Origin of the sequence: Streptomyces durbertensis, from assembly GCF_014156695.1 — a bacterium.
GTDB lineage: Bacteria > Actinomycetota > Actinomycetes > Streptomycetales > Streptomycetaceae > Streptomyces > Streptomyces durbertensis.
This window is the reverse complement of record NZ_WMLF01000196.1, coordinates 1-9,722: the sequence shown is the minus strand read 5'-3', so window position 1 is coordinate 9,722 and position 9,722 is coordinate 1. Positions and strand designations below refer to the sequence as shown.

Sequence of the window (9,722 nt, the reverse complement as noted above, 5' to 3'; positions counted from 1 at the left end):
GGCCAGCCCTGCCGATCCTGCCACCCACCGCCCGGCCGCCACCGCCATACCTGAGAAAACGATCTACCACCAGCGGTAGCAGGACACGCATGAGCGGTAGCAGAAGTACTCCGTCAGCCTCCCGGAGCATCTCGCGGAAGCGGTGCGGGCCCATGTCGGGCCGGGCTGCTTCTCCGCCTATGTCGCCGAAGCCCTCGAGCACCGAGTCGCCATGGAAATACGTTTCCACCTCGGCAATGCACCCGTTCAGCTGCCCGAGCCCGTCGCCCAGCTGGCCCGCACTGTCGTCCACGTGAACCGCAAGGGACACGTGACCATGGGCGCCCTGGCTTCGGCTCCATGGCTCGTCCCCGGCGGGCAGCCCGGACGGCCGGCAGCACCACAGAGCTGACGCAGCGGCTGAGCAACCAGGGCATCCACCTTAACCATGCCCGCAGCACCGCTCTCTTCCAGCTCGCCACCGAGATCCCCGCCCGGAACCTGGACATCCACACCGACGTCGCCGTCGCCTGGCAGCGACTCCGCAGGCGACTGGGCGCCATACGCGGCCGAAGTCAGCCAGCGGCCGGTAAGGACAGATCACGCCCAGCATCGAATAAATGATCATGTCTCGACGCTCCTCCTCCAAACTGCTGCCAACTACGGAGCATGCGCTCCCGCTGAAAGCCGACACGCTCAGCCGTCTACTGTGACGCTAAGTTCCACGGCTCAACATGCAGCTGAAGACGCAGAATCTACAAATAACCGAGGGCCCAGCGGACAACCGCCCGAGGGCTTCCGTCCCAATCCCCTGACACGGGCCGACCCGGAAAGTCAATACCCCAGCGACGCGATTCCCTGGCCTTGGCCCCTCAACCAGAGACCGACCATCCCCAGCGGGTGCCCGTCCTCAACCCCCACGATCCCGAACGGATATGCGCTACCAGTACACGCCGCCACTGCTGCTGGGCAAACGCTTCACCCGCCGCCTCCGAGTACGTCGAGGGAACAGTCGTGATCAACGGATGTAGTCGTCGTTCGACGCCTCCCGGATGGGACGCAGATCTCCGACCCCAAAAGCGCGGAGCACGAACCCGTCACCAGCAGCCAAGCGCGGAACGTCCAAGGGTGCAGAAGCGACCATGCCCGCATCCTGCCGGGAACGCCGCCTCAACGCAGTCCAGTTTCCGCTACGATCAGGGCATACAGAGAGTTCCAATACCCGACGTCACCATTGCGCCTGTGGCCGATCCTGAGCGGCGCACCTGAGCCGCCATCGTCAAGGCGTACGCGGGGTCAGTCCTTCAATGCCCAGCCCCAGGTCGACGAAGCTACGTAACCGCTCCCCTCATGCCGGACTCATCCAGCACGCCGCCAACTCTGCGCGGATCACAAAGGCCGACCGACCCGCTTTGCTGCCGGTCCGACGGCCTTTCGTTGGACGTGTCAGACATTGAAGCGGAGCTCGGTCACAACACCTCTTACCTGCGTGAATGCAGCGAATCCCAGCACCCTCTCAGCAAAAGATCCTCGACAAACTACAAAAAAAATGCAACGCCCGAACCCAATCTAGTAGCTGGGGGCGCCAGTGCACGGTACTCGAAGCTCTGGCCTGAGGCTGCAGGTCCGGACCGACGCTCCTGTCAGCTCGGTTCGCTCTCCCAGCGCGTACGTTGGGAGAGCACAGCCTCCGCCCCGTCCGCGTCGGTGAGGCGAGCGGCCAGCACTCCGGTGGCGAGGTCATCGGGGAGGGCGGCGGAGAACTTGAGTCCACGTACGGCAGCCCCAGAGACCCGTAGCAGCTCCTCCTTCCGTGGCGTGCTCCGCGCCCGCTCCCACTCCTCGCGGGTCAGGTCATAGCGGAGCCGGACATAGGAGTCCGCGGGCCGCTGCAGCGGGTCGACCGCGTCGGCCAGCCACGCCGTGAGGGTCGCGTTGGCCCGGAAGCCGGCCCAGGTCCACCACCGTACGTCACGTCCGTCGCGGATGATCAGGGTCGCCTCCGGGTGAGCGAACCGACCGTCCGTTTTCCGCAGTTCCACCAGACCGGCCTGTGCGCGGCGAGTGAGCCCGACCGGAGGGTCGACGCCTAGCAGCACCTCGCGCATCGCCTGGGCAAGCTGATATGACAGGCCGCGGACGGTGCCTGTCTGCCACTTGGCGACGCCGCCCGACTCGGCGGCGGCAACGAAGACCCGATGCCGACGCCAGTCCACATACGTCACATGCCAGCTGCGTCCGGCGAGCAACAGCCGAAGGGGCCCCTCGCGTTCTTCGACCAGCAGAGCCGGGTCCGTGTGCCCGATCTCCACACGTCCGTGCAGGACCGTGAACTGGGGCGGTGCCGTGAACGACGCGGTGAGGTCCATGAAGTGCCTTCTACCGAAACGCTTCTCGGCCTGTTCGCCGACGAAATAGATGCCGCTGTCCTGTTCCAGGAACCCTTCCGCGAGGAGGTGGTCGAGGACGGGTCGGGCGGACGCGTCGAAGGGAGCGAGACCGTTCCACTCCTCGTGCCAGTCCGCGGCGGGCAGTTTGTGGCGCTGGAGGGCGACGGCGAGCAGCTGCTGGGCGACGAGGTGCTGCGGCGCCGGCGGTGTGGCGACATGCTCCACCCAATGCCTGCCCCACAGGGTCAGTAGCCCGGCGGCCTGGAGGAGGGTCTCGTGGGAGGTGGCGAGGAAGAGGCAGTTGCGCGTGGTGTCGGACCGGCGTCCTGTGCGGCCCAGGCGCTGCAGGAAGGAGGCGACGGTCGCGGGAGAGTCGATCTGGATCACGCGGTGGAGGTCGCCGACGTCGATGCCGAGTTCGAGTGTGGAGGTGGCGACGATCACGCAGTCGCGTGCCTGCGCGAAGGCTTCTTCGGAACGTTGACGTTCGGCTGCCGAGAGGGATGAGTGTGAGAGGAAGACGGTCACGCCGCGTGCTCGGAGTGCCTGCCCGAGCTCTTCGACCTGCCGGCGGGACTCGCAGAAGACGAGACGCTTCTCGCCCTGGTGGAGGGCGGAGATAACGGTGGCGGCGTTCGGCAGCGAGCCGACGTAGTCCAATTGGACGTCACCGGAAGGGGGTTCAGCTTGGCGCGGCTGAGATTCAGCCGTCGTGACTGTGGGGACGAGGCCGACGCCGGGAGCAATGACCTGGCCGGGCGTTCGCCCGCGACCTGACCCTTGGAGCCAGGCGAGGAGTTCGTTCGGGTTGCCGATCGTGGCGGACAGGCCGATGCGCTGCAACCGTCGGCCGGTCAGTCGCTGGAGTCGTTCCAGGACCGCCAGCAGGTGCCAGCCTCGGTCGTCCCCGGCGAAGGCGTGCACCTCGTCCACGACGACCGCCCGGACCCTGCCGAGCAGCAGGGCGTGGTCGGTCTTGACGCTGATGAGCTGTGCTTCGAGGGATTCCGGTGTGGTGAGGAGGATGTCTGGTGGCGCCCGGCGCAGGCGCCGCCGTTCGCCCTCGGCCGTGTCCCCGTGCCAGAGCGCAGCCGTGCGTCCCAGCCACTGGGCGTAGGCGTGCAGGCGTGGCTGGAGGTTGTTGAGCAGGGCGCGCAGAGGCGTGAGGTAGAGAACCGAGGTGCTGGACCAGCCGTTCCGGGCCATGGCGGTGAGAAGGGGAAACGCGGCGGCCTCGGTCTTGCCGCCGGCTGTCGGCGCCAGCAGTACCGCGTCCTTACCGTCGAGGAGCGGCCCGATCGCCGAGGACTGCAGCGGCCTGAGACCGGGCCAGCCGAGGGTGTTCACGATGTGGTGGAGGAGAACCGGGTCGAGCCGGTCGACGGGGTCGGCGTCCGCCATTCCGCTCGTGGTCACAGGTCGAGCTCCACCTCGTCGGCCGAGGCAGCGGGAGCAACCGGGAGCGTGGCAGCATGGCGCTCGGCGTCGGTCAGTTCGGTGCGGTCGACGGTGAGGCGGTAGTCGGCGCGCGGGTCGAAGTCGGGGAACTGGTCGACGCGGTCGAGGACGTCGCCGACGAGTTTCTTCAAGTAGAGGCGGGGAGCGACGCCGACCTTGCCACCGAGGGCTCCCCCGACGGCATGGGCCAGGTCGGCCACATACGCGTCGTCGGCGACGGAGCGCACCCGATCCGGGTCGGTGCTTCCCGTCGCGTACAGGTCGCGGATCTTGCGGCCGAGTTCGGTCAGCGTCTCCAGCCGGAATCCGGAAAGACGGAGTTGTACCGCCCTGGGGTTGTCGAAGCGGGGATCCGTGGAGAAGTCGGTGGCCAGGCGCTGAGCAAGCGGCGCAAGGCGCTGTACGCCCTGCGGGCCATCGTAGAACGCGGGAGTTCCGGTGATCACCAAGTAGAGGCCGGGAAAGCGGCCGGAGTGGACCTCGTCGATCAGCTGCCGAAGGGCGTTGAACGCCTTGTCCCGGGCGTCGGAGCGCACGCGCTGCAGGGTTTCCACCTCGTCGAGGACGAGGAGGAGCCCAGGGTGTCCACTGTCACGCAGAACGGCGAGCAGCCCTCGAAGGAAACCGAGGGCACCGAAATGGTCGAGGTCGCCGCGGACCCCCGCAGCGCGCTTGGCGGCGGCCGCCACATGCGGCTCACCGCCGAGCCACGCGAGAACGGCCGCAGCGGTGGCCTCGTCGTCCGCGCCCAGCGCGGCGTGGTAGCCGCGCAGTGCGGCGGCGAATCCGGGGGCACCGCGGGAGACTTCCGAGAGGCGGTCGTTGAGGAGCTGCGCGACGGCCTGCTCCAGCCGGGAGTCGTCGGTGCCGGCGGCAAGGGCATCCTCTTCGAGCGCGTAGAACCACGCGTCGACGATGGGCCGGAGGGCCGACGGCTGGAAGCTCGCAGTGGCCAGGCGCTCGGTGGCCCTGCGGTAGACGGTCTCCAGCCGGTGCAGGGGCGTCTCGGTCTCTGACACCTGTACCTCGGCGACGGCGAAGCCGCGGCGCTTGGCGCGTTCGCCGAGCCAGCGGGCGAAGAAGGTCTTGCCGCTGCCGTACTCGCCACGCACGGCCTTGAAGGCGGCTCCGCCCGCGGCCACAGCGTCCAGCTCGCCGTCCACGGCCGCCTCGAACCGGTACAGCCCCGTGGCGAGGAGATCAAGACCGCTGTCGGGGACGGCTCCGCGCCGCAGCGCGTCGACGACGGCCCGCCGCCGCGCGGGCGACACCGTCACGCCGGAGGCGGAGGAGGGCTGTTCACTCACCCTGCCAGTTTCCCACGGGTCACCGTCCCGTTCGGCTCCGCTTCCGAGCGGGACGACGCGACCGCCCCCCTCACAGGCCGAACTGCGCTTTCAACAACGGCTCGTTGAGCCGGAGCGTACGGTTGTCCGGCAGGATCTCCAGCACCTGTTCGCCGTCGTGGTTGAGGAGCCGCCGCAGTACAGCGGCGAACCCGGCAGCGCGCACGGGCCGCTCCCCGGCACGCTGTGCCAGAGCCGTGAGCGGCAACGTCCTCGACGCGAGCAGTTCCTGTACGGCAGCGCGCACCTTGTCCAGGTCCACCGTGCGGCCCACGAGCTTCAGCTGCGCCTCGAAGATCTCCGAGGACATCAGCGCGTCCACGAGCGCGGTACGGGGATCAAACGGCAGGGCGGGTTCGGCCTGCCGGACGGGCACGGCAGGGGCCGTTACGGCCTGAACGGCGGGCTCGGCGAACAGGCTCTCCTCCTGGGTGACCTGCTTCGACTTCGAGGGGCGTCGACGTGCCGGAGCGGGCGCCGCGGCCGGGCCCGAGGAAGGAGCCAGGGCAGCAGGGGCTTTTTCAGCCACCTGGTCGAGCGACCACCACTGGGGAGCGGGATCACCGAGTTCCCGCCATCCTTCGGGCGGCGTGGCGCCGAACGGCAGGTAGGCCTGGAGCGGAATGGCGATCTCGGCGAGGGACACGCCGCCGTGGTAGCCGGCTTTGCGCCCGGTGTAGCGGGAGTCGGCGTCCCACAGGGCGATGACCGCTCCCCCGGGCTCGGGGGCGACCACACGAGATCCGCGCAACCGGATCTCCCGCTCGTCCAGCTCTCCCTCGGTGTACGGGCGGTAGCGGTCCGCCGCTTCGGGCACGGAGACCCGGCGGTCGCGCCGGTCGACGACGTGCCCGTGGTCGGAGAGGAGCAGGACGGCCATGCCCTCGGCGGCGGCGGTGTCGAGGAGCTCGCCGAGGAAGCCGATCTCGTCGACGGACCATCGGGTCGCGCCCAGGCGCTGTTCCTTGGCGAGCCGGTCGTCGATGGTGTTCAGGACGACCGCGACGTGGGTGCGCCCGTCGTGCAGAGCGGCCTCCAGTGGTGCGCTGAAGGGGCTGCCGGTGCGCTCGGCGCGCAGGTCGTCCTTGTGGAAGACGGCCGCCGCGCGCCCGGGACCGGCGAACGGGTGCTGGCGGAACAGCCGCTTCTCGTCGGCCTGCGCGCCGCGCAGCAGCCGCCCGGCGAACAGGCTGGTGCGGCTGACGGCGGTGACGCTGGGCAGTGCGGCGGCCACAGCACGGCGCCGCGGGCCTCCCGTCGCCTCCGGGAACGGGTCATACTCGCTGAAGCGCTCGCGCAGCTCCTGCCCGAGTTCGGCGGCGATAGCGGAGGTCATGCCGTCGACGACGACGATCAGCAGGCGGCGCCGGTCCTTGCCCCTGGCCGCGGGGGCGGCGACGCGGTCGAGGAAGTCCTCGACGGTGAGCAGGTCACCGGGTGCGCCACCGCCCTCCGTGAAGGCTGCGAGCCGCTGGGCGAAGGCCTGGTCCATCTCGCGCCTGCGTTCGCGGACCTGCTCCCCGAGCCGGTCGTACGCGTCCCGCAGGGCAGGAACGTCCTCGCCTCCCGCCTCTATGCGGTCGAGGGCGAGGTCGGCCCAGGCGGTGTCGGTGATCTGCAGCCTCAACCAGTCCTCCACGGACTGCGGCTGCTCTGTCGGACCGGTCAGCCAGGCGGCGAGCCGCCGTGCCATGCGGGCGCGCTCGACGCGGGCGCGGCCCTCCGGGCGCCCCGCGTGCCGGTGTTCGCCCCACGCGCCCACGGCCTGGGCGATGCGGTCCGGATCACCGGTGGCCAGGGCGGCGCCGGCATCGGCCGCGCGAGCCTCGAAGCTGATGGGGAGGAACAGACTTACGGCCGCGGCCTGTTCGGCCCCGAACTGGCGGGCGAGAACGTCGGCGCGCTGCAGCAGCGGGGTGAGCACACGCCGGTCCTCGCGGGCGACGAGCGTGTCCACCGTCGCTTCGGCCACCGTGCCGTACTGGGCGAAGCGCGCGTCGGACTCCTCGGGCGAGAGGACGCCCTGGCCGCCCGCCCACAGCTCGGCCCGGCCGCGGGCCCGGTACACCTCGGGACCGGGAGAAGCGGTGTGGCTCCACAGCGCGGCGGCGACCAGACCGTAGGCGAGTGCGTCGGTACCGTGCCCCTCGCTGATGAGGCCGAAGAGGATGGTGGCGGCCGGTCCGGCCTGGCCCTTCTCGCAGAGGAACGCGGCCAGGCCGTCGCGTTCGGCGTCGCGCAGGGCGAGGAACCGTTCGGCGGCTCCGGGCCGCACGGCCCACCGCAGCAGAGCCGTGAGGCCGATGCGGTCGTCCGCCACGTCTTGTGTCTCGTCCGCCGCGTCCGCGTACCGGCCGAGGCCGAGGCGCCGCTGGGCGAGCTGGGCGAGGGCATGGTCGCGGGTGAGCGTGCCGCCCGCGATCTTCGGCCAGCGGTCGAGCGGTGCCGCCTCCAGCAGGGCCTCGGCGGCCCAGCCTCCGTCGGAGACCTGCAGCCGGTGGTCCACGGCACCGGCCCCGAAGGAGGTGCGTACGACTTCCCAGTTGTCCACGCTGCGGACGCCGTTGTGCCACACGCGAGCGAGAAGACCGGGGTCGAGCGTGGCCTCCTCGCAGTCGGTGAGCACGACGAGGACACGCGGGCCGGACCCGTCCCTGGCACTGTGGAGATGGCCGAGGATCTGCTCGTGCACGGCGAGCGGCGAGGGAGCGGCGGCGACGGCGGCCCGCTGCCCGCCGCCGTAGGTGAGTGTGTCGGGTCCGTCCCACTCGGGCTGGGCGCGGAGCAGGACGACGGCACGGGTACGCCCGTCCAGTCCTGGTCGGGCGGACAGGTACTGGACGAGCAGCGCGGGCGTGAGCCGGGCCAGGCCGGCGGCTGTGGTCGAGGTGGTCACTCGCCCACCATCCGCCAGGTGATCTCGATCTCGGCGTCGGGCTGTGCCTCGGCGAGGGCCTGGATTTCGGCGGCGAACTGGGCCGCGGCGGCCCGGGCCTTGGTACGCCCGCCGCCGGCCCGCCGCACACCGCCGGAACCCGGGGTAGCCGTGTGGGTGGACGGCACGGACGGCTCGGCGTCGTCCCCCTTGAGGGAGATGTCGTCGGGGCCGGAGGGACCGGGAGGCTGCTGCGGCTCGGGCGGGGTGGGCGGTGTCTGGCGTGCCTTCAGCAGGGCGATCACCTCGCGTCGGGCCCTCTCCAGGGCTCCCGCCAGGTCCGCCGTCTGCTGGTCGCTGCGGGCGGCGGCCTTCAGCCGCTCCAGGATGGAGTGGCCCTCCGGGCCGAGGCCCTCGGCGAGCTCCAGGGTGTCCCAGTCGGCGTTGGCCTCGGCGAGCGCCGAGGCGACCTTGCGGGCCTGCGCGAGCGAGGTGCCGTAGCGCAGGGGCGAGACACCTCGCAGGTCGAATCCCGCGAGGGTCTCGACCGTGCGGCGGGCTGCGGCCGATCCGGCCTCGGCGGTGTCGATGAGCTGCTTGACCAGAGCCAGGGACCGGCGGGCGAGAGCGAGCCGCCCGGCCGGGTCCGACTCGTCGAGGCCCAGCTTCCCCTGGGCGTCCTCCAGCCGGCGCACCAGCTCACCGGCGGCCTCGTCGCACGCCCGCGCCTGCTCGCGCACCGCCGTGGCGAACTGGTTGATGATCTGCCCGCGGTAGAGCCGGGACTTGGGCTTCTCCCCGAAGAGGGACTCGTAGCGGTCGAGTGCCTCCTCCCAGTCGGGCTCCGAGGGCCGGGGCTGGGTGCGCAGGGCGTCTCCGGGACGGGCCGCGAAGGCGAGCGAGACGTCCTGGACGGCACCGCCCCGCACCCACACCCGGTCGGCGATCTCGGCGAACCCGGCGATCACGAGCTGCCGGGCCGTCTCGTGCAGCCCGCGCGGCTCGGGCCGGTCGAGCCAGTCCGTCAGGCGTACGTATGTCAGGTCGTCGCCCGCGGGCAGTTCGTCGGCGCGAACCTGGTCGTCGAAGAAGTCCGTCCAGTGCGAGGACAGTTCGAAGTACGCCTCACCCATGGTGCCCAGCAGCAGGGGCTGCGCCAGCCGGGTCATCAGTTTGCGCTCACCGGAGGGCACCTCCACCCGCCGGTCGCGGGCGAGCGCGGCCCGCCGCACCAGGTCGTACGCCTTCTTCGCGTCGGACGTGGTGATCGCCCTGCCGGTGTTCTCCGGGTCGAGCTGCGGGTGGGCCGGGAACTGGCACTCCAGCAGGCGGGCGGCGATGAGCCGGACGGCCTTCTCGAAGGAGGCGCCGATCGGAAGGGACAGGCCGGGCACCGGATGCACGGGGTCGAGGTGGTCCTCGAAGCCCAGCTGGACCTCGGTCTCCTTCTTGTCGGCCAGTCCGTACGCCTGCTTGAACGCCTTCTCCGCCTCCCGCGTCAGGGTGTCGCGCTGGGCTTCGAGCAGCTGCCAGGCGCGTACCCGCTTGTCCTGGCTGAGGTGCTTGGCGAAGGTTCCGTGGAAGCGATCCTCGTCGGAGAGGACGCTGTCGATGACGGTGAGCCGCCGGAAGCTGTCGCGCGCCTGCTGGGACAGATGGGTGGGCAACCAGGCG

The 9,722-nt window shown here is 70.6% G+C and carries 6 protein-coding genes; 2 read left to right on the top strand and 4 right to left on the bottom strand.

Annotation, left to right across the window (positions count from 1 at the left end):
* Window positions 1-142 precede the first annotated feature (142 nt).
* The gene (locus GL263_RS28405; protein ID WP_323379399.1) at window positions 143-391 is read left to right on the top strand and encodes a hypothetical protein; all 249 of its coding nucleotides are present in this window, start codon (window positions 143-145) and stop codon (window positions 389-391) included.
* Window positions 340-603: a hypothetical protein gene (locus GL263_RS14645; protein ID WP_228456510.1), complete on the top strand. Its 264-nt coding sequence runs from the start codon at window positions 340-342 to the stop codon at window positions 601-603. The genes GL263_RS28405 and GL263_RS14645 overlap by 52 nt, the downstream gene beginning before the upstream one ends.
* Before the next feature lie 1,019 nt (window positions 604-1,622).
* Here GL263_RS14645 and GL263_RS14640 read toward each other — a convergent pair.
* The 4 genes from GL263_RS14640 to GL263_RS14625 form a co-directional block, all read right to left on the bottom strand.
* Window positions 1,623-3,770 carry a DEAD/DEAH box helicase gene (locus GL263_RS14640; protein WP_182856144.1) on the bottom strand — a complete coding sequence of 716 codons (2,148 nt, stop codon included), beginning with the start codon at window positions 3,768-3,770 and terminating at the stop codon, window positions 1,623-1,625.
* Between the two features lie 11 nt (window positions 3,771-3,781).
* Window positions 3,782-5,134, bottom strand: coding sequence for a BREX system ATP-binding protein BrxD (brxD, locus tag GL263_RS14635; protein ID WP_182856143.1), 1,353 nt, complete (start codon window positions 5,132-5,134; stop codon window positions 3,782-3,784).
* Window positions 5,135-5,204: 70 nt separating this feature from the next.
* Window positions 5,205-8,069 carry a BREX-2 system phosphatase PglZ gene (gene pglZ / locus GL263_RS14630; RefSeq protein ID WP_182856142.1) on the bottom strand — a complete coding sequence of 955 codons (2,865 nt, stop codon included), beginning with the start codon at window positions 8,067-8,069 and terminating at the stop codon, window positions 5,205-5,207.
* A partial coding sequence (locus GL263_RS14625; protein WP_500294564.1) for a BREX-2 system ATPase PglY family protein occupies window positions 8,066-9,722 on the bottom strand: 1,657 nt, incomplete at its 5' end. The genes pglZ and GL263_RS14625, both read right to left, overlap by 4 nt.

Coding starts and splice junctions, on each gene's coding strand:
- GL263_RS14645 (WP_228456510.1), top strand. CDS start 340: ATGGCTCGTCCCCGGCGGGCAGCCCGGACGGCCGGCAGCACCACAGAG.
- GL263_RS14640 (WP_182856144.1), bottom strand. CDS start 3,770: ATGGCGGACGCCGACCCCGTCGACCGGCTCGACCCGGTTCTCCTCCAC.